Source organism: Cellulomonas sp. GTC20042, from assembly GCF_055389595.1.
Map to the genome: position 1 here is coordinate 2,902,152 of NZ_AP043678.1, position 19,946 is coordinate 2,922,097.

Below are 19,946 nucleotides of genomic sequence, written 5' to 3' on the forward strand. Positions count from 1 at the left end.
GGCGCGTCCGCGCGGATCAGCGACGGATGCGGCTGACGTCCCGCACGGCACCCCGATCGGCGCTGGTCGCCATCGCCGCGTACGCCTGGAGCGCGGGCGAGACGTAGCGGTCGCGGTCCACCGGCTGCCACGGGTGCTCGCTGGCCTCCATCTTGCGGCGGCGCTCGGCCAGCACCTCGTCCGGCACGTTCACCCGGATCACCCGGGTCTCGACGTCGATCTCGATCTCGTCGCCGTCCTCGACCAGCCCGATCGTGCCGCCGGCCGCCGCCTCGGGGCTGACGTGCCCGACCGAGATGCCGCTGGAGCCGCCGGAGAACCGGCCGTCGGTGATCAGCGCGCAGACCTTGCCCAGGCCCCGGCCCTTGATGAAGGACGTCGGGTAGAGCATCTCCTGCATGCCGGGGCCGCCGGCCGGGCCCTCGTAGCGCACCACGACGACGTGGCCGGGCTCGACCTGCTTGGTGAGGATCTTCTCGACGGCCTCGTCCTGCGACTCGCAGACCAGCGCGCGCCCGACGAAGTGGAACACGTCCGGGTCGATGCCGGCGGTCTTGATGATCGCGCCGTCCTCGGCCAGATTGCCGCGCAGCACGGCCAGCCCGCCCTCGACCGTGTAGGCGTGCGGCACGTCGCGGATGCAGCCCGCCGCGCCGTCGGTGTCCAGCGACTCCCACACGTTCGAGGTGGAGAACGCCTGCGTGGTGCGCACCCCGCCGGGGGCCGCGTGGAACAGCGCCTGCGCGCGCTCGGAGGCCTTGCCGCCGCGGATGTCCCACTCGTCCAGCCAGGCGCGCAGCGTCGGGGTGTGCACGCTGGTCACGTCGTGGTCCAGCAGACCACCGCGGTCCAGCTCGCCGAGCAGCGCGGGGATGCCGCCCGCCCGGTGCACGTCCTCCATGTGGTAGTCCGGGTGGTTCGGCGCGACCTTGGCCAGGCAGGGAACCCGGCGGCTGATCGCGTCGATGTCGGCCAGGGTGAAGTCGACCTCGGCCTCCTGCGCGGCGGCCAGGATGTGCAGCACCGTGTTGGTGGAGCCGCCCATCGCGACGTCCAGCGCCATCGCGTTGCCGAAGGCCGCCCGGGTGGCGATCCCGCGCGGGGCCGCGGTGTCGTCCTCGTCGTCGTAGTACCGGCGGGCCAGGTCGACGATCGTGCGGCCGGCCTCCAGGAACAGCTCGCGCCGGGCGCTGTGGGTGGCCAGCGTGGAGCCGTTGCCGGGCAGCGACAGGCCGAGCGCCTCGGTCAGGCAGTTCATCGAGTTCGCGGTGAACATGCCGGAGCAGGAGCCGCAGGTCGGGCAGGCGTTCTCCTCGACGCTGGCGAGCGCCCGGTCGGAGACGTTGTCGTCCGCGGAGTAGTTGATCGCGTTGATCAGGTTGAGGTGGGTCTTCGCGACGCCGTCGGCGATCACGGCCTTGCCGGCCTCCATCGGCCCGCCGGACACGAAGATCACCGGGATGTTCAGCCGCAGCGCCGCGTTGAGCATGCCGGGCGTGATCTTGTCGCAGTTGGAGATGCACACCAGCGCGTCGGCGCAGTGCGCCTGCACCATGTACTCCACCGAGTCGGCGATCAGGTCGCGCGAGGGCAGCGAGTAGAGCATCCCGGCGTGGCCCATGGCGATGCCGTCGTCCACCGCGATCGTGTTGAACTCCTTGGCGACGCCGCCGGCCTCCTGGACCGCCGAGGCGACGAGGTCGCCCATGTCCTTGAGGTGCACGTGGCCGGGGACGAACTGCGTGTAGGAGTTCGCGATGGCGATGATCGGCTTGCCGAAGTCCTCCGAGCCCATGCCGGTCGCACGCCAGAGCGCGCGGGCACCGGCCATGTTGCGGCCGTGGGTGGACGTACGGGAGCGCAGGGGACGGCTCACGTGGACACTCCTTCACACGCAGGGCGTCACCGAGGCGGCGACGTGGCGGCCACCGTACGTCGCGTCCGGCGGATCGGCGTCGGGCGTCCGACCTGTGATCCACGGGCGCGGACACCCGCGGGACGAGCGGTCCGCGGGCCGTCGGTCGGGCCCGCCGCCCAGGTCGCGGGACCGGCGCCGCCGGGCGCCGGACGGGCGCGGATCAGGAGTCGGGGCGGTCCTGCCAGGTGCAGATGCAGGCCTCGTTGCCCTCGGCGTCGGCCAGCACCCAGAACGCCGGCGCCCGGTCGGCGGAGACCACGTGCCCGCCGGCCGCCACCGCCGCCGCCACCCGCGCCTCGGCCTCGTCGTGCGGCACGGTGACGTCCAGGTGGATCCGGTTGCGCTGCGGGCGCGGCGCGTCCATCTGCTGGAACCAGTAGGCAGGTGCCAGGCCGGCCGGGTCGACCAGCGCGTCGTTGTCCGGCGCGTCGCTCTCCGGCACGTAGCCGAGCACCGCCTGCCAGAACGGCAGCACCGCCGGGATGTCCAGGGCGTCGATCGCCACCTCCTGCGCGACGAGTGCGCCGGGGTCGCCCGTGAGGTCGAGGTCGTCCGCGATCGCGGTCACCTCCTGCGCCAGGGCGACGTCCCGCGCGGTCAGCCCGCCGACGTCGTGCGAGGTGGTGCGCACGTGCACCAGCCCGTAGCGCAGGTCGAGGTCCGGATGATGGCCCAGGTCGTCGGCGGCGCGCGCCACCCTCGCCACCAGCGCGGCTCCGGCGGCGAGGTCCGGGGCGCGGAAGACGGCGTGCAGGCTGCGCAGCAGCACCCGCCAGTGCCGCTGGTCCACCTGTGCGGTGGCCGCCGAGGACGTGAGGACCTGCTGCGGATCGACCATGTCCGCCAGCGTGCCACGCGGGTGCGACACCGGCACCCGGTGTTGCGGTTGACGTAGCGTCAGCTCCTAGCGTCGATCGGGTCGGCGGAGAGACCGCCGACGGAGGCGAGGAGGAGCGGTCGTGACCAGCGAGCGGTGGACCACCGCCGAGGTCGCCCGGCTGTCCGGCGTGACCTCGCGCACCCTGCGGCACTACGACGCGATCGGCCTGCTGATCCCGGCCGGCAGCACCCACGGCGGCCAGCGGCTGTACGGGCGGGCGGAGCTGCTGCGGCTGCAGCAGGTGCTGGTGCTCCGCGAGCTCGGGGTCGGCCTGCCGCAGATCGCGACGGCGCTGGATGCCGAGGACGGGCCCGACGCCCGGCTCCGGCTGCTCCGCGAGCACCACGACCGGCTGCTGGCCGAGCGCGACCGCTTCGACCGGCTGGCCCGCACCGTCGCCTCCACCCTCGAGTCCCTGGAAGGGGGCGGCACCATGTCCGCAGCCGATCTGTACGAGGGCTTCGACCACCGGCGGTACGAGCCCGAGGCGCGCGAGCGCTGGGGCGACGCGGCCGTCGACCGCAGCACCGCGAGCTGGGAGTCGATGACCGCCGAGCAGCGCACCGCGCACCAGCAGGAGGGCGACGCCGTCAACGCCGCCCTGGCCGAGCGGATGGCCGCCGGCGTCCCCGTCACCGACCCCGCGGTCCGCGCCCTCGTCGCCCGGCACCACGCCTGGGTGTCGCTGTTCTGGACCCCGGACGCGTCGGCCTACGTCGCCCTCGCCGCGATGTACGTGGACGACCCGCGGTTCGCCGCCACCTACGACGCGGTGGCGCCGGGGCTCGCGGTCTACCTGCGGGACGCGGTCGCCGCGCACGCCGCCGAGGTGGCCGGGGGCTGATCCGCGGCGCGTCCGGCGGGGTCGGCGGGCCTCGTCCGGTGCGGCGCGGCCGGCGCGGCGCCGGCGGGTCGCGACGGGCGCGGGACCAACGGCCCAGGCGCCCGTGCGACCTGCGGGAGAGGCTGGCTGCAGAGCCGGACCAGACGGTCGCCCTCCGGGGCGGTCGCCGGGCCACCCGCCCACGGTCCGCAGGATGCCTGGTGACGTCGATCCGTCCTCAGGTACCCCCAGTCGAGGCACCACTGACTCATCGCCCGGGTCGGTGGTGCCTCGACCTGTTCCCGGGTCGCACCCGCGCGCCCCGCTGGCTACCGTGGCGCCGATGACCGCCGTCCACTGGTTCCGCCGCGACCTGCGCCTCGGCGACAACCCCGCCCTGGACGCCGCCTCCCGCGCGGCCGACGGCGAGGTGCTCGCGCTCTACGTGCTCGACCCCCGGCTCTGGGCCTCCTCCGGTGCACCGCGCCTGGCCTACCTGGTCCGCAGCCTGGCCGCGCTGGATGCGGCGCTCGACGACCGTCTGCACGTGCTGCGCGGCGACCCCCGCGACGTGCTGCCCCAGGTCGTCCGGGCGGTCGACGCCGCGTCCGTGCACGTCACCGGCTCCTGCGAGCCCTACGGCACCCGGCGCGACACCGCCGTCGAGCGGGCGCTGGACGTCCCGCTGGTCGCCACCGGATCCCCCTACGCGGTCACCCCGGGGCGGGTGCGCAACGGCTCCGGCGACCCGTACCAGGTGTTCACGCCGTTCCGCCGCGCCTGGGCCGACCACGGTTGGCACTCCCCCGCGCCCGACGCGGGCACGCTGACCGGGCGCACCCGGTTCCTGCACCTCGACGGCGGCCTCACCCTGCCCACGGTCGACGTGCCGGAGGGGGTCACCCTGCCGGAGGCGGGCGAGCGCGCCGCCCTGGACCGGTGGGCCGCGATGCTGGAGGGACCGCTGGCCGACTACGCCGACGAGCGCGACCGCCCCGACCTCGACACCACCTCCCGGCTGTCGGTGCCGCTGAAGTGGGGCGAGGTGCACCCGCGCACCCTGCTCGCCGACCTGGCGCACCGGCGCGGCCCCGGGGCGGAGACCTTCCGCTCGCAGCTCGCCTGGCGCGATTTCCACGCCGACGTGCTGCACCACCACCCGGACGCCGCGCACCGCTCGCTGCGCGCGGTGGTGCCGGAGGACTCCTGGGCCCGCGACGGCGCCGAGGAGCGCGCGCTGGCGGCCTGGATGGCCGGGCTGACCGGCTACCCGCTGGTCGACGCCGGGATGCGCCAGCTGCTCGCCGAGGGGTGGATGCACAACCGGGTGCGGATGGTCGTCGCGTCGTTCCTGGTCAAGGACCTGCACGTGCGCTGGCAGCGCGGGGCCGCGCACTTCCTGGACCGGCTGCTGGACGGCGACGTGGCGCAGAACCAGCTCAACTGGCAGTGGGTGGCCGGCACCGGCCGCGACGCCGCGCCGTACTTTCGGGTGTTCAACCCGGTGACCCAGGGCACGAAGTTCGACCCGGACGGGACCTACGTCCGGCGCTGGGTGCCCGAGCTGCGCGGGATCCCGGGGCGCGCGGTGCACGAGCCGTGGACGCTGCCGCGATCCGCCGCCCCGGACTACCCGGAACGCCTGGTCGACCACGCCGTCGAACGCCAGGTCGCCCTCGACGCCTACGGCCGGCGCTGAGCACCCCGGGACCACGGTCCCGGCTCTCGACGCCCCGCGCGGCACCGGATCCGCCACGGCGGGCCGCACGTCCCATGAATGCCTAGGACCCAGGTCCCGATCCCGACGTCGCGCCGCACACCGGAACCGCTTCCGAACACACTTTCTGCACATCCGGGACCTTCGACCCGGGACGCAGCGGAGTCGAAGGGCCACATTGGGAAAACCATCACAAAGATGGCACCCCGTCGACATGAAGGCCGCACCATGACCGCCACCACCACCCCCCGCACCGACGCTGGCTCGGTGACCCTGCCCCTGCAGGAGGACGTCGTCAGCTCGGTGCGCGCCCGTCGCCTCCTCGCCACCCTGCGCCTCACGACCGGCTTCATCTTCCTGTGGGCGTTCCTCGACAAGACCTTCGGCTTCGGCTACTCGACCGCGTCCGAGGCCTCCTGGATCAACGGCGGCACGCCGAGCCAGGGCTTCATGACCCACGCCGCGATCGGTCCGTTCAAGGACGTCTTCGCCAACCTCGCCAGCCCCGTCACCGACGTGCTGTTCATGCTCGGCATGCTGGGTGTCGGCGCGGCCGTCATGCTCGGCATCGGCACCCGCGTCTCCGCGTGGGCCGGCTCCGCGATCATGCTGATGATGTGGGTGGCCGAGTGGCCGCTCCAGTCCGGCTCGACCAACCCGCTGATCGACTACCACATCATCTACGCGCTGGCCCTGATCGTCGTCGCGCTGACCTTCTCCGGCGACACCTGGGGCCTCGGCCGCTGGTGGAAGTCGCTGCCGATCGTGCAGAAGAACCGCTGGCTGGTCTGAACCACCCCGCACCGCACGCGGCCCCGGTCCCCTCGCAGGGACCGGGGCCGTCGTCGTTCCCGGGGGGGCGCTCACGCGGCGCGGAGCGCTCGAGGCCCGACTACGCAGCGCGGAGCGCGCGGTACTCCTCCTCGAGCATCGCCATGATGATCGCGTCGCACCAGCCCTCGCCGTCGCGGTAGGCGTCCCGCCGCCGGCCCTCCACGCGGAAGCCGATGTTCTCGTACAGCGAGTACGCGCGGGCGTTGATGCTCAGCACGTCCAGCTCCACCCGGTGCAGGCCGATCCCGTCGAAGGCCAGCCCGAGCACCAGCTCGATCGCCTCCGTGCCGTAGCCGCGACCCCGGTACGCCGGGCGCATCACCAGGCGCAGGTTCGCGCTGCCCAGCGCCTCGTCGATGTCGTTCAGCACGATCTCGCCCAGGTACTCGTCCGAGCCGTTGGCGGTGATCGCCAGGTCGATCCGGTCCGGCTGCTCCGAGATCGTCGCGCACCAGCGGTCGATCTGCTCTCGGGTGAACACCGCCGTCGTGCCGGTGGTACGACGGCCGGCGGGGTCGCTGACCATGTCCCACATCGCCTCGGCGTCGTCCGCGCGCACCGGGCGCAGACGGATCATCTCGCCCTCGAGCGTCGGCTTCTCCATGGGGGCCTCCTGTCCTCGTGCACCGATGCTAGGCAGCCGGGGTCACCGGCATGTTTCTGGGGCGGGCGCGCCGTGTCACGCCTCGCCCGCACGCGGCGACGCGCGGCCCCGGAGACCTCCCGGAACCGCGCGTCGGCGCTCACGTGGCCTCAGGCCTGCACGCGCTCCAGCACGAGCTCACGGACCCGTCCGGCGTCGGCCTGCCCGCGGGTGGCCTTCATCACCGAGCCGATGATCGCGCCGACCGGACCGAGGTTGCCCGAGCGGATCTTCTCCGCGATGTCGGGCTGCGCGGCGAGTGCGGCGTCGATCGCCTCGAGCAGCGGGCCGTCGTCCGAGACGACCTCCAGCCCGCGCGCGACCACGACCGCCTCCGGGTCGCCCTCGCCGGCCAGCACGCCCTCGAGGACCTGACGGGCCAGCTTGTCGTTGATCCGCCCCGAGTCGACGAGCCCCTGGAGCTCACCGATCTGCGCCGGGGTGATCGGCAGCTCGCCGAGCTCGACCTCCTGCGTCTTGGCGGTGCGGGCCAGCTCGCCCATCCACCACTTGCGGGCGGCGGCCGGGCTCGCGCCCGCGGCGACGGTGGCCTCGATCAGCTCCACGGCACCGGCGTTGACCACGTCGCGCATCTCGGCGTCGGCGTAGTCCCACTCGCCCTGCAGGCGACGACGGCGGGCCGACGGCATCTCCGGCAGCGCGGCGCGGATCTCCTCGACCCACTCCCGCGAGGGGGCGACCGGCACCAGGTCCGGCTCCGGGAAGTACCGGTAGTCCTCGGCGTCCGACTTCACGCGGCCCGAGGTGGTGATCCCGGTGTCCTCGTGCCAGTGCCGGGTCTCCTGGATCACCGTGCCCGCGGCGTCGAGCACCGCGGCCTGCCGGCTGATCTCGTAGCGGACCGCGCGCTCCACCGAGCGGAACGAGTTCACGTTCTTGGTCTCGGTGCGGGTGCCCAGCGGGGACTGAGGCGTCGGGCGGATCGACACGTTGACGTCGGCGCGGACGTTGCCGCGCTCCATCCGCGCCTCGGAGACGTCCAGCGCACGGAAGATGTCCCGCAGCGCCTGCACGTAGGCACGGGCGACCTCGGGGGCACGCTCACCGGCACCGGTGATCGGGCGGGTGACGATCTCCACCAGCGGGATGCCGGCACGGTTGTAGTCGACCAGCGAGTACTCCGCGCCCTGGATGCGCCCGGTGGCGCCGCCGACGTGGGTGTTCTTGCCGGCGTCCTCCTCCATGTGCGCGCGCTCGATGTCCACGCGGAACACCGTGCCGTCCTCCAGCTCGACGTCCAGGTACCCGTCGTGGGCGATCGGCTCGTCGTACTGCGAGGTCTGGAAGTTCTTCGGCACGTCCGGGTAGAAGTAGTTCTTCCGCGCGAACCGGCAGGACTCGGCGATCTCGCAGTTCAGCGCGAGGCCGATCCGGATCGCGTGCTCGACCGCGGTGCCGTTGACGGCGGGCAGCGCGCCCGGCAGGCCGAGGGAGACCGGCGAGACCGCGGTGTTCGGCTCGGCGCCGAAGGTCTGCGGCGCGGAGTCGAACATCTTGGTCTTCGTGCCGAGCTCGACGTGGACCTCGATGCCGATCACCGGGTCGAACCGGGCCACGGCCTCGTCGTAGTCGACCAGGTCGACGGTCTGGGTGCTCACTCGCCCACCTCCAGCTCCGGGGCCTTCGCGAGCAGCGGGCCCTCCCAGCTCGTCTCCAGCAGCGCCTCGAGCGCGGCGCCCACGCGGTACAGCCGGTCGTCGGCCTTCGCCGGGGCCAGCACCTGGAAGCCGACGGGCAGCCCGTCGTCCGACAGGCCGTTCGGCAGCGACAGCCCCGGCACGCCGGCGAGGTTCGCCGGGATCGTCGCGACGTCGTTCAGGTACATCGCCAGCGGGTCGTCCAGCTTCTCGCCGAGCTTGAACGCCGTGGTCGGCGCCGTCGGGGAGACCAGCACGTCCGCCTGCGCGAACGCCGCGGCGAAGTCGCGCTGGATCAGCGTGCGGACCTTCTGCGCGCTGCCGTAGTAGGCGTCGTAGTAGCCCGCCGACAGGGCGTAGGTGCCCAGGATGATCCGGCGCTTGACCTCGTCACCGAAGCCGGCGCCCCGGGTCGCGGCCATCACGCGCTCCGCGGTGACCGGGCCCTCGGAGGGCTCGACGCGCAGGCCGAAGCGCATGCCGTCGAACTTCGCCAGGTTGCTGGACGCCTCGGACGGCAGGATCAGGTAGTAGGCGCCGAGCGCGTACTCGAAGTGCGGGCAGGAGACCTCGACGATCTCCGCACCGGCGTTGCGCAGGATCTCCAGCGACTCCTCGAAGCGCGCCAGCACGCCGGGCTGGTAGCCCTCGCCCTGCAGCTCGCGGATCACGCCGACGCGCACGCCGGTCAGGTCGCCGGTGGCACCCAGGCGGGCGGCCTCGACCAGGCTCGGCAGCGGCTCGCGGATCGAGGTGGAGTCGCGCGGGTCGTGCCCGCCGATCAGCTCGTGCAGCAGCGCGGAGTCGAGCACCGTGCGCGTGACCGGACCGGCCTGGTCCAGCGAGGACGCCAGCGCGATCAGCCCGTAGCGGGACACCGAGCCGTAGGTCGGCTTGACGCCCACCGTGCCGGTGACGGCCGCCGGCTGACGGATCGAGCCGCCGGTGTCGGTGCCGATCGCCAGCGGGGCCTCGTAGGCGGCGACCGCGGCGGCCGAGCCACCGCCCGAGCCACCGGGGATCCGGTCCAGGTCCCACGGGTTGTGCGTGTTGCCGTACGCGGAGTGCTCGGTGGAGGAGCCCATCGCGAACTCGTCCATGTTCGTCTTGCCGAGGATCGGCAGACCGGCGGCCTTGATCCGCTCGACCAGGGTCGCGTCGTACGGCGGCACCCAGCCCTCGAGGATCTTCGAGCCGGCCGTGGTCGGCAGACCCTTCGTCACCACGACGTCCTTGACCGCGATCGGCACGCCGGCCAGCGGGTGCAGCTCCTCGCCGGCGGCGCGGCGGGTGTCGACGTCGCGGGCGGTGGCCAGGGCCTCCTCGCCGGAGACGTGCAGGAACGCGTGCACGGCGGGCTCGACGGCGGCGATCCGGTCCAGGTGGGCGGAGGTCGCCTCGACGCTGGACACCTCGCCGGAGGTCAGGGCGTCGGCGAGCGCGGCCGCCGACAGGCGGGTCAGGTCGGTCATCTCACTCCTCCCCGAGGATCTGCGGGACGAGGAACTTGCCGTCCTCGGAGGCCGGCGCACCCGCCAGCACGTCGGCCTGGGCCAGCGGGGGCTCGGGCACGTCGTCGCGGAACACGTTCGTCATCGGCAGCGGGTGGCTGGTCGCGGGGACGTCGGGCGTCGCGACCTCGCTGACCCGGGCGACCGACTCGACGATGACGTCGAGCTCACCGGCGAGCCGGTCGAGCTCCTCAGACGTCAGGTCGATCCGCGCCAGGCCCGCGACGCGCGCGACCTCGTCACGAGAGAGGGAGGACATGCCGGTCAGTCTAGACGTGGCGCGACCTCCGGCGGTGCTGGGAGGACCGGTGCCGTGAGGCGTGGGCCGCCGGTGCGCGCCCACGCGCCCGCTCAGACCCGGGCGGCCGTGACCAGCGCGAGCACCGCGTCGGCGTAGGCGTCGGCCGCGTCCTCGGCCACGAAGCCGCGCTCCGGGCCGCCGGGCAGCTCGGCGACCACCTGGAAGGTGCCGTCCAGCGCGCGGGCCAGGCTGCGGAACGTCCCGCCCAGCAGGTCGCGCAGCTGGTCCTCCCGTGGCAGCCACACCGCGTCGTCCTGGGTCACCGAGTCCAGCGCCCACTCCGTCGTGCCGTTGAAGCCGAGCACGGTGCCGGTCGGGTAGTCGTGCGCCTCGATCGTCATCTCGCTGATCGTGAAGACCTCGCCCGCCAGCGCCGGCCGGTCGATGACGAACCGGTCCCCCGATCTCGGCGTCCAGCGCAGCCCGGCCGCGCGCAGCCGCTCCGCACGCTCGATCGCGATCATCGCGCCAGTATGGCCGCGCGGCGGGGCCGACGCCCGTGGACGGGGACCGCAGCGCGCGTGGTCGGCCGCGCGGTGCTCAGCGCTCGCGGTAGTGGTACCGCTCGGCCGGGCGGAAGCCCTGCTGGGCGTAGAGCGTCGCCGCCCCGGCGTTCTCCACCTCGACCTGGAGGAACGCCCGCCGAGCCCCGCGCTCCGCCGCCGCGGCCAGCGCGCGTTCGGTCAGCAGCCGGCCGATCCCGCGCCGCCGGGCGTCCGGGGCGACCATCAGGCAGGACAGCCCGACCCAGTCCTCCGCGAGCGCCGCGCGCAGCACGCCGACCACCCGCTCCCGCGCCGAGACGTCCACCGCGGTCAGGTACAGCGCCCGCGATCCGGTGACCACCGCCCGCGCGGTCTCCCGGTCCACGCCGCCCGACGCGGCCTTCACCGCGAGCCAGCCGTCCAGCCATGCCTCGTCCGGCGCGTCGGCGATCCCGACCCGCAGGTGCGCGGGAGCCGCGAGCGGTCCCCCGGGGATCTGCTGCGGCTGCACGACCATGGCTTCCGCACCCTCGTCGGGCGTACCGGCGGCGTGCGGCTGCGCCTCCCCACCCGCATCCCGCGTACCGGCGTGCAACCGCGCACCCACGTCCGGCGCGGCGAGGTCGCGCACGAGCACGTCCGTGGTGGCGGCCACGGCGTACCCGAGACCGTCCAGCACGGCGTCCAGCCCTGCGGGCGCGCCCGCGCAGATCCGGAACACCGGCGGCAGCCCCGCCTCGACCAGCACCGCCGAGGTCCGGGCCACCGCGTCCTCCAGCGCAGCGGTCCGGGCCGCCGCGTCGTCCAGCGTTGGCGTGCCGACCGCGTCCGGCGCCGCACCGACCGGCGCGCCGATCGGCAGCACCGAGTTCGCGCGCCGGGTGAACCCGCCGGAGATCCCCACCCGCCAGCCGTCGACCACCCGGGAACGCGCGGGCACCCAGGTCGCGGCCTCGACCAGCGCACCCGGGGCGTCCGGCGCCCGCCAGGTCAGCACGCGCAGCGCCACGCCCTCGTGCGCCCAGTCGCGCTCCGGCGCCGCCACGAAGCCGAGCCGCCGGTACAGCCGGTGCGCGGTGGGCATGGAGTCCAGCGTGGACAGCGCCACGTTCCGGGTCCCCCGCGCCACCGCCTCGCGCAGGGCGGCCACCACCAGCCGTTCCGCGACACCGCGCCGCCGGGCCTCCGGGGCGACCGCGAGCATCCGCAGCTCCACCTCGCCCGGCCCGGCGACCTCGGCGTAGGACGAGCCGTACGGGGCCAGGGTCAGCGTGCCGATCACGACGTCGCCGGTGACGGCGACCAGCAGCACGGCCTCGCGCGCCCGCCGCTCCGCGTCCCGCAGCTCGACCTCGTACCCGTCGTCCTCGTCCAGCAGCCGGTCCGCGTGGTACGCCTCGGCGGTCAGCGCCCCGGCCTGCGTCAGGTCGTCCGCACGCGCGACCCGCACCTGCACGGGCGCGGGCACCGCCCCGCCGGGCGTCGCCGCGCCACCCACGACGGCACCGTCCCCGCTCATGCCTCCTCCGTCGCCGTGCTCGTCGTCGCGTCCTCGGCCACCGCGTCCTCGTCGGCCCCGTCCGCCGCGTCCTCGTCCGCCGGCACGTCGCCCACCGCCGCCGGTCCCCCGGCGAGCAGGGCGGTGAACCCGTCCTCGTCCAGGATCCGCAGCCCGAGCTCGCGCGCCTTCGTCTCCTTCGACCCGGCGTTCTCCCCGACCACCACGTAGTCGGTCTTCTTCGACACGCTCCCCGCCGCCTTGCCGCCGCGGCTGAGGATCGCCTCCTTCGCCCCGTCGCGGCTGTACCCGCCGAGGCTGCCGGTCACCACGACGGTCAGCCCGGCCAGGGTCGCGCTGACCGACTCGTCGCGCTCGTCCGCCATGACCACGCCGTGCTCGCGCCAGCGGTCCACGATCTCCCGGTGCCAGTCCTCGGCGAACCAGTCGGCGATCGACCCGGCGATCGTCGGGCCGACGCCCTCGACCTCGGCGAGCCGCGCGGCGGCGTCCTCCTCCTCGAGCAGCGTGAGCAGGGCGTCCATCGACCCGAGCTGCTGGGCCAGCGCCCGGGCGGAGGTGGGGCCGACGTTGCGGATGCTCAGCGCGACGAGCACCCGCCACAGCGGCTTGGTCTTGGCGGCCTCGAGCTCGTCCAGCAGCGTGATCGCCTGCTTGGACGGCTCGCTGTCCGGCAGCACGCGTCCCTCCTCCTCGGCGGCACGCAGCTGGGCCTTGGTCCAGGTGAGCTGGCGGCGGAACGGGGCACGTCGGCGCACCACGCCGTCCTCGTCGGCCTTGGGCTCGCCGGTCTCGGCGTCGCGGACGATCACCTCGACCTCCTGCAACGCGCGCAGGCTCTGCGCGCGGATCGCCTGCCGCACGTCCTCCGGGGCGTCGAGCGGGTAGCCGACCAGCGCGAACAGGTCGGCCTCGTTGGCCACCGGCGGGTGCGCGGGCACCTCGGGCTGGGTGAGCGCGGCGGCGGTGACCTCGCCGAGGGCCTCGACGTCCAGCGCCCCGCGCGAGCCGATGTGCTCCACCCGGCCCCGGACCTGCGCCGGGCAGGTGCGGGCGTTCGGGCACCGCTGGTCCACGTCGCCCTCGCGCATGGACCGCAGCGTGGCGCCGCACTCCGGGCAGGTGGTCGGCATCTCCCAGGCGGGGTGCAGGCCGTCGTTCTCGACGCCCTCGACCGGCCCGACGATCTCCGGGATCACGTCGCCGGCCTTGCGCAGCACCACCATGTCGCCGGGTCGCACGTTCTTGGCGGCGACGACGTCCTTGTTGTGCAGGGTGGCCATGGCGACGGTGGACCCGGCGACGCGCACCGGCTCCATCACGCCGTAGGGGGTGACCCGACCGGTGCGGCCGACGTTGACCCGGATCTCCAGCAGGCGGGTGAACACCTCCTCCGGCGGGTACTTGAAGGCGATGGCCCACCGGGGGGCGCGGCTGGTGGCGCCGAGCCGACGTTGCAGGGCGAGCTCGTCCACCTTGACGACGATCCCGTCGATCTCGTGCTCGAAGGAGTGCCGGTGCTCGGCGACCTCGTCAATCCGGGCGCGCACGTCGGCCAGCCCGGTCACCACCCGCGAGTGCGGCGAGACCGGCACGCCCCAGCCCGCGAGCAGGTCGTAGACCTGGGACTGCCGCTCGATGCCGGCGCCGGTCGAGCCGTCCGCCCAGCGCAGGGCGCCGACGCCGTGCGCGTAGACGCTCAGCGGCCGCGAGGCGGTGACCCGGGGGTCCTTCTGCCGCAGCGAGCCGGCGGCGGCGTTGCGCGGGTTCGCGAACGGCGCCTTGCCGGCACGCACCTGGGCCTCGTTCAGCCGCTCGAAGACCTCCACCGGAAGGAACACCTCGCCGCGCACCTCGAGCTGCTGCGGGTGGGTGGCCGGGTCGCCGGCGAGCACCCGGGGCACGGAGCCGATGGTGAGGACGTTGAGCGTGACGTCCTCGCCGGTGCGGCCGTCGCCGCGGGTGGCGGCACGCACCAGCCGGGCGGGGCCGTCGTCGGTGCGCTCGTAGAGCAGGGCGATCGCGAGCCCGTCGATCTTCAGCTCGGTCAGGTAGTGCAGCGGCTCGTCCTCGGTCAGCTCAAGGTCGCGGTGCACCCGCTCGGCCCAGGCGCCGAGCTCCTCGGTGGAGAAGGCGTTGTCGAGCGAGAGCATCCGCTCCACGTGGTCGACCGAGCGGAACTCGGTGGAGAAGGTGCCGCCGACGCTGAGGGTCGGCGAGTCGGCGGGCCGGTAGCCGTACCGCTCCTCCAGAGCCTCGAGCCGGCGCAGCGTCGTGTCGTACTCGGCGTCGCTGGCGAGCGGGGCGTCCCGCAGGTAGTAGGCGAACTGGAGCTCGCGCACGCGGTCGGCGAGCCGGTCGTGCAGCGCCCGCACACCGGCCTCGTCCAGGTCGAGGTCCTGGTCGGGGCGCTGACCAGGGTCCTGACCCGTGAGGGCGGCGAGGGCGGGGCGGTCGTCGGCTGCGGGCGTGTTCACGAGCGACATCATCTCGCGGACGTCCGACATGCACCGGTCAGGCGGCGGCGAGCCCGAGCAGCCGGTCGACGGCCGGCAGCAGGCGCGCCCAGCCGTCGGCGGCGATCTCGAGCGCCTGGTGCTCGCCGTCGCCGACGTAGAGCCACAGGGTGCGCTCGCCGACCCGGCGGTGCAGGCACAGCCCGAGGTCGGCGGGGCGCTCGCGCTCCCGCCGGGCGCCGAGCAGCGGCTCCAGCTCGACGACGGGCACGGTGAGCCAGGTGCTCACGTGCTTGCGGTCGTGCTCGTGGTCGTCGGCGGCGTGCCGGACGACGCACCACGGCGGGCAGGGCTCGGCGAGCCAGGGCGGGGTGTCGACGACGGTCCTCACGGGTTCCTCCTGCGTCCGGTGCCGCGAGGTCCCGACCGGTCCCCGCGTCCTGCCGACCACGATCGACGCAGGCACTGACACCGGAGGTTCGTCATCCACAGGAGCGTCCCGGCGCCGACCCTGGGGACGACGGGGCGGTGGCGCGCCATCACGCGGCGAACCCGCCGACCGCCCGTTCCGGCAGGTCGCGGCACGCCGTGCACGACACGCCGTGCACCTCCCGGCCGACCGGCGCCGCGGGGGTGTCCCGCGGGGTGCGCGCCGCCGCTACGACCCGGGCCGGAGCAGCTCGTCCGGGTCGATGCCGAGCCCGGCGGCCAGCCGCTCCACCGAGCGCAGCGTCAGGTTCCGCTCACCCCGCTCGACACCGCCCAGGAACGTCCGGTGCACGCCGAGCACGTCGGCGAGCTGCTCCTGGCTCAGCCCGCGTCCGCGACGGATGCGCCGCACGACCCGGCCGACCCTCTGCTGCAGCTCGCCGTCCATCTGGACAACAGTGGTTCCTCGCTACTGATCTGTCTACACACCTATCAGTATCATCCCGCACGTCAGAGAAGCGCCAGACCTGCGCTCTCGTGCAGGGGTCAGTCCGAGGCGGCGAGCAGGGTCAGCGGGTCGAGCCCGAGGCCGGCGGCCAGCCGCTCGACCGACTGGAGGGTGAGGTTGCGCTCGCCGCGCTCCACCCCGCCCATGTAGGTGCGGTGCACCCCGAGCTCGTCGGCCAGCTCCTCCTGGCTGAGACCACGGTCGAGCCGGATCCGTCGGACGTTCTGACCCAGGGTTCGCTGCAGTGCGCCTTCCATGCCACCCACCGTCGCGGAGTCGCTACTCGAGCGTCTACAGACTGATCGGTAGCACGTCCTGGTCAGCGGCCCTCGCCGGGCCGCCGCCCGTTGCAGCGTGGCGCTCAGAGCCGCCCACGCCGGGCCGCGAGCGCCGTGCCGCCGACCACCAGCACCCCGCCGCCGATCGCCACCAGCGCACCGATCACCACGGCGTCCGGCACCGAGGACAGCACGACCTCCTGCCGCCCGTCGGCGGTGTCCCAGGCGCACACCGAGCGCGCCGGCAGCAGCGAGGTCGAGAGCGTCGCCCCGTCGGTGCCCTCGGCGGCCGCGGAGGTGCAGGTGCCATCGTCCGCCAGACCGGTGCTCAGCGATCCGCTGACCAGCACCACCCAGACCACGACCAGCGTGATCAGGCCGAGCAGCGCCGCCCCGGAGCCGCCGAGCAGCAGCAGCGAGCGGCGCAGGCTCCACTGCGCGCGGCGTCGCGGCGGCCGCACCGGCCTCCGCATCCCCGCACCCGCGCCCGTCGTGCCGTCCGTCCCCGTCACCGTCACTCCTCTGCCCGTTCGGCGACCAGGGAGGCCGCTCGCACCACCGAGGCCAGCACGTCGCGGGCCTCCCCCGCACCGCCACCGGCACCCCGCGCACCGGCGCCCGCTGCGCCCGCAGCGCCACCGGCGCCCGCACCGGGCACCACCGGCGGCGCCAGCAGCACCACGTCGCGCAGCCGCGCCCGCTCCAGGCCCACGCGGCCCCAGCCGTCGAGCACCGACTCCGCCACCCCGCGCACGTCCGGCCCCGCGCACTGCGAGGTCGCCGGCCGGGTCACCTGCGCCCACAGCGCCGTGCCCTGCTCCACCGCCTCGGCCACCCGCTCCCAGCGGCGCTCGTCCAGACCCGCCACCTCGACGCCCACCGCGTCCGGCCGGGCCGCCCGCGCCACCGGCAGCACGTCGCCGCCGGCGCCCACGTGCACCACCACCCGCTCCGCACCCGCCGCGCGCAGACCCTCGACCACCCGGGCCAGCCGCTCGGCGGCGGCGCCGCCCGGCACGGCACGCAGCCGCGCGTAGCCGGAGAACGTCGGCAGCACCCCGGCGACCACGGCGGCCAGCGCCGGCTCGTGCACCAGCACCGTCGGCGCCGACCCCGGCACCGAGCGGCGCACGGCGGCGAGGTGCTCGGCCACGCCGGCGACCAGCGACTCGGTGATCTCCTCGACGGCGCCCTCGTCGGCCAGCGCCCGGTCGCCCCGGGCCAGGTACACCGAGGCCGCCAGGGTCAGCGGGCCGCACATCGGCAGCACCAGCGGTCCGGTCCAGCCGTGCGCGGCCACCGCCATCACGTCCACCCGCTCGGCGCGCGCCGCGGCGAGCCGCTGGGCGTCCCGTCCGGGCCGGTCGGCCAGCCGCCAGCCGTGCGGGCCGAGCTCGGCCGGCAGCTCCACCAGCAGCGCCAGGCCGTCCGCGGCGGCGAGGGAGTCCCCCGGGCCGCGCTCGGGCAGCCGGACCAGCCAGGGCAGCCCGTCCAGGCCGTCGCGCAGGTCGGTCAGGTCGCCCAGCACCGTCTGCTGCGCCACCAGCCGCTCGGTGCCCGGCCAGGGCCCGACCCCGGCGACCCCGGTCACGGGGCGGGCACCGCGGCCGGAGCCGCCTCGACCCGCACCGCACCGTCGCCCGCAGCCACCGCCGCGCCCGACCCCGCCGCGCCCGGCACCAGCGCCCGCCCGGCGTCCTCCACCGTCGCCTGCCCCAGCACCGCCGTGCCGTCCGCACCGCCGTAGAGCACCACCGACTGCCCGGCCGCCACCCCGCGCAGGTCGCCGCCGCGCACCTCGACGTGCAGCACCCCGTCGACCGCCCGGGCCCGCACCGGCACCGGCGCCCCGTGCGCGCGCACCTGCGCCGCGCAGTCCACCCAGCCGACCGGCGGCTCGCCGAACCACACCGGCGCGGTCGCCGTCAGCCGGTCCACCGCGAGCGCCTCCGCGCCGCCGACCACCACCCGGTTGGACACCGGCTCGATCGCCAGCACGTACCGGGGCCGTCCGTCCGGCGCCGGGCGCCCGAGGTGCAGGCCCTTGCGCTGCCCGATCGTGAACCCGTACGCCCCCTCGTGCTCGCCGAGCACGGTGCCGTCGGCGTCCACGATCTCCCCCGGCTGCGCGCCCAGGCGGTCGCGCAGGAACCCGCGGGTGTCGCCGTCCGCGACGAAGCAGATGTCGTAGGAGTCCGGCTTCGCGGAGACGCCGAGCCCACGCGCGGCCGCCTCGGCGCGCACCTCGTCCTTGGAGGCGACGTCGCCGAGCGGGAACAGCGCGCGCGCCAGCCGCTCGGGGCCCATCACGGCCAGCACGTAGGACTGGTCCTTGGCGAGGTCGGCGGCGCGGGACAGCGTGGGCCGCCCGGCCGCGTCGACCCCGGCGCGGGCGTAGTGCCCGGTGCACACCGCGTCGAAGCCGAGCGCCAGCGCCTTGTCCAGCAGCGCGTCGAACTTGATGTGCTCGTTGCAGCGCACGCACGGGTTGGGCGTGCGACCGCGCTGGTACTCGGCGAGGAAGTCCGCGACGACCGTCTCCTCGAAGCGCTCGGACATGTCCCACACGTAGTACGGGATGCCCAGCACGTCTGCGGCACGGCGCGCGTCCCCGGCGTCCTCGATCGAGCAGCACCCGCGCGAGCCGGTGCGCATCTGCGCGCGGGACCGGGACAGCGCCATGTGCACGCCGACCACCTCGTGCCCGGCGTCCACCGCCCGGGCCGCCGCCACCGCGGAGTCCACCCCGCCGGACAGCGCCGCCAGCACCCGCATCAGGCGACCCCCGCCGTCGTCGTGCGCCCGGCCATCCCGGCCGCCCGCGCCCGCTCGACCACGCCGGGCAGCACCGCGAGCAGCGCGTCCACGTCCGCCGCGGTGGAGGTCCGGCCCAGGCTGAACCGCAGCGCGCCGCGGGCCTCCGGCTCGGGCAGCCCCATCGCGAGCAGCACGTGGCTGGGCTGCGGCACCCCCGCCTGGCAGGCCGACCCGGTGGAGCACTCCACCCCGGCCGAGTCGAGCAGGTACAGCAGGGAGTCGCCCTCGCAGCCCGGGAAGGTCAGGTGCGCGTTGGCGGGCAGCCGGCCCTCGCCCGGCTCCGCCCCGCGCAGCACGGCCGTCGGCACCGCGGCCCGCACGCCCGCGAGCAGCGCGTCGCGCAGCGCACCGACCCGTTCCGCGTGCTCCGCCCGCCCGGCCACCGCCGCCTCGACCGCCACCGCGAAGGACGCGATCGCGGGGGTGTCCAGCGACCCGGACCGCACGCCGCGCTCCTGCCCGCCGCCGTGCAGCACCGGCACCAGGTCCAGCCCGCGCCGGGCCAGCAGCGCGCCGACCCCCACCGGCCCGCCGACCTTGTGCCCGGACACCGTCATCGCGTCCAGCCCGGAGGCGGCGAAGTCCACCGGCACCTGGCCGACGGCCTGCACCGCGTCGCTGTGCACCGGGATCCCGTACCGGCGGGCCAGCGCCACCACCTCGGCGACCGGCTGCACCGTGCCGACCTCGTTGTTCGCCCACATCACCGAGATCAGCGCCGTGCTCGCCGCGTGCGCCTCCAGATCCGCACGCAGCGCGTCCAGCCGCAGCCGGCCGTCGCCGTCCACCGGCAGCAGCACGATCTCCGCGCCGGCGTGCTCGGCCAGCCAGAACGCCGGGTCCAGCACCGCGTGGTGCTCCACGGCGGAGACCAGCACCCGGCGCCGTGCCGGGTCGGCCGCGGTGCGTGCCCAGAAGATGCCCTTGAGCGCGAGGTTGTCGGCCTCGGTGCCGCCGCCGGTCAGCAGCACCTCGCTCGGGCGGGCGCCCAGGGCGGCGGCGATCCGCTCGCGCGACTCCTCCACGGTGCGCCGGGCGGCGCGGCCGGAGGTGTGCAGCGAGGACGGGTTGCCGGTCCTGCCGAGGTGCTCGACGAGCGTGGCGACCGCCTCCGGGGACATCGGCGTGGTCGCCGCATGGTCCAGATATGCGCTCACGTCCCCGAGTCT

At 75.0% G+C, this 19,946-nt stretch carries 19 protein-coding genes; 3 read left to right on the top strand and 16 right to left on the bottom strand.

Annotated features, from left to right (window positions below; translation table 11 throughout):
• Positions 1 to 16 precede the first annotated feature (16 nt).
• Entirely contained in the window at positions 17 to 1,831 is a 1,815-nt protein-coding gene (gene ilvD / locus ACZ5HG_RS13505; RefSeq protein WP_464182159.1) for a dihydroxy-acid dehydratase, read from the bottom strand.
• Positions 1,832 to 2,078: 247 nt separating this feature from the next.
• Positions 2,079 to 2,756, bottom strand: a complete 678-nt coding sequence (locus ACZ5HG_RS13510; protein ID WP_464177105.1) for a VOC family protein — start codon at positions 2,754 to 2,756, stop codon at positions 2,079 to 2,081.
• A 121-nt stretch (positions 2,757 to 2,877) separates the two neighbouring features.
• On the opposite strand from ACZ5HG_RS13510, the gene ACZ5HG_RS13515 reads away from it, so the two are divergent.
• The 3 genes from ACZ5HG_RS13515 (at position 2,878) to ACZ5HG_RS13525 (ending at position 6,130) form a co-directional block, all read left to right on the top strand.
• On the top strand, positions 2,878 to 3,642 hold the full coding sequence (locus ACZ5HG_RS13515; protein ID WP_464177107.1) for a MerR family transcriptional regulator: 765 nt from the start codon (positions 2,878 to 2,880) through the stop codon (positions 3,640 to 3,642).
• Between the two features lie 322 nt (positions 3,643 to 3,964).
• A complete protein-coding gene (locus tag ACZ5HG_RS13520; protein ID WP_464177109.1) occupies positions 3,965 to 5,320 on the top strand; it encodes a cryptochrome/photolyase family protein in 1,356 nt (451 codons plus the stop codon).
• 246 nt (positions 5,321 to 5,566) lie between these two features.
• Positions 5,567 to 6,130 carry a DoxX family protein gene (locus ACZ5HG_RS13525; protein WP_464177112.1) on the top strand — a complete coding sequence of 188 codons (564 nt, stop codon included), beginning with the start codon at positions 5,567 to 5,569 and terminating at the stop codon, positions 6,128 to 6,130.
• A gap of 100 nt (positions 6,131 to 6,230) precedes the next feature.
• Here ACZ5HG_RS13525 and ACZ5HG_RS13530 read toward each other — a convergent pair whose 3' ends face one another.
• From ACZ5HG_RS13530 to ACZ5HG_RS13595, 14 genes are all read right to left on the bottom strand, one after another.
• Entirely contained in the window at positions 6,231 to 6,776 is a 546-nt protein-coding gene (locus ACZ5HG_RS13530; protein WP_464177114.1) for a GNAT family N-acetyltransferase, read from the bottom strand.
• A gap of 149 nt (positions 6,777 to 6,925) precedes the next feature.
• Entirely contained in the window at positions 6,926 to 8,434 is a 1,509-nt protein-coding gene (gene gatB / locus ACZ5HG_RS13535) for an Asp-tRNA(Asn)/Glu-tRNA(Gln) amidotransferase subunit GatB (protein ID WP_464177116.1), read from the bottom strand.
• Complete coding sequence (gene gatA, locus ACZ5HG_RS13540; protein WP_464177118.1) at positions 8,431 to 9,945, bottom strand: Asp-tRNA(Asn)/Glu-tRNA(Gln) amidotransferase subunit GatA; 1,515 nt, start codon at positions 9,943 to 9,945, stop codon at positions 8,431 to 8,433. The genes gatB and gatA overlap by 4 nt, the downstream gene beginning before the upstream one ends.
• Before the next feature lies 1 nt (position 9,946).
• Positions 9,947 to 10,243 (bottom strand): Asp-tRNA(Asn)/Glu-tRNA(Gln) amidotransferase subunit GatC, encoded by a 297-nt coding sequence (gene gatC, locus ACZ5HG_RS13545; RefSeq protein ID WP_464177120.1) that lies wholly within the window; start codon positions 10,241 to 10,243, stop codon positions 9,947 to 9,949.
• A 92-nt stretch (positions 10,244 to 10,335) separates the two neighbouring features.
• Positions 10,336 to 10,749, bottom strand: a complete 414-nt coding sequence (locus ACZ5HG_RS13550) for a pilus assembly protein CpaE (RefSeq protein ID WP_464177123.1) — start codon at positions 10,747 to 10,749, stop codon at positions 10,336 to 10,338.
• 76 nt (positions 10,750 to 10,825) lie between these two features.
• Positions 10,826 to 12,289 carry a GNAT family N-acetyltransferase gene (locus ACZ5HG_RS13555; protein ID WP_464177126.1) on the bottom strand — a complete coding sequence of 488 codons (1,464 nt, stop codon included), beginning with the start codon at positions 12,287 to 12,289 and terminating at the stop codon, positions 10,826 to 10,828.
• Positions 12,286 to 14,775 (bottom strand): NAD-dependent DNA ligase LigA, encoded by a 2,490-nt coding sequence (gene ligA / locus ACZ5HG_RS13560; protein WP_464182160.1) that lies wholly within the window; start codon positions 14,773 to 14,775, stop codon positions 12,286 to 12,288. The genes ACZ5HG_RS13555 and ligA overlap by 4 nt, the downstream gene beginning before the upstream one ends.
• A 28-nt stretch (positions 14,776 to 14,803) precedes the next feature.
• Complete coding sequence (locus ACZ5HG_RS13565) at positions 14,804 to 15,136, bottom strand: DUF6907 domain-containing protein (RefSeq protein WP_464177129.1); 333 nt, start codon at positions 15,134 to 15,136, stop codon at positions 14,804 to 14,806.
• 267 nt (positions 15,137 to 15,403) lie between these two features.
• Positions 15,404 to 15,622: a helix-turn-helix domain-containing protein gene (locus ACZ5HG_RS13570; RefSeq protein WP_464177131.1), complete on the bottom strand. Its 219-nt coding sequence runs from the start codon at positions 15,620 to 15,622 to the stop codon at positions 15,404 to 15,406.
• Positions 15,623 to 15,720: 98 nt separating this feature from the next.
• Positions 15,721 to 15,939, bottom strand: a complete 219-nt coding sequence (locus ACZ5HG_RS13575) for a helix-turn-helix domain-containing protein (RefSeq protein WP_464177134.1) — start codon at positions 15,937 to 15,939, stop codon at positions 15,721 to 15,723.
• 104 nt (positions 15,940 to 16,043) lie between these two features.
• Positions 16,044 to 16,472: a hypothetical protein gene (locus ACZ5HG_RS13580; RefSeq protein WP_464177136.1), complete on the bottom strand. Its 429-nt coding sequence runs from the start codon at positions 16,470 to 16,472 to the stop codon at positions 16,044 to 16,046.
• Positions 16,473 to 16,474: 2 nt separating this feature from the next.
• On the bottom strand, positions 16,475 to 17,551 hold the full coding sequence (locus ACZ5HG_RS13585) for a uroporphyrinogen decarboxylase/cobalamine-independent methonine synthase family protein (RefSeq protein WP_464177138.1): 1,077 nt from the start codon (positions 17,549 to 17,551) through the stop codon (positions 16,475 to 16,477).
• Positions 17,548 to 18,735 carry a tRNA 2-thiouridine(34) synthase MnmA gene (mnmA, locus tag ACZ5HG_RS13590; RefSeq protein WP_464177140.1) on the bottom strand — a complete coding sequence of 396 codons (1,188 nt, stop codon included), beginning with the start codon at positions 18,733 to 18,735 and terminating at the stop codon, positions 17,548 to 17,550. The genes ACZ5HG_RS13585 and mnmA overlap by 4 nt, the downstream gene beginning before the upstream one ends.
• The gene (locus ACZ5HG_RS13595; protein ID WP_464177142.1) at positions 18,735 to 19,934 is read right to left on the bottom strand and encodes a cysteine desulfurase family protein; all 1,200 of its coding nucleotides are present in this window, start codon (positions 19,932 to 19,934) and stop codon (positions 18,735 to 18,737) included. The genes mnmA and ACZ5HG_RS13595 overlap by 1 nt, the downstream gene beginning before the upstream one ends.
• Between the last annotated feature and the right edge of the window lie 12 nt (positions 19,935 to 19,946).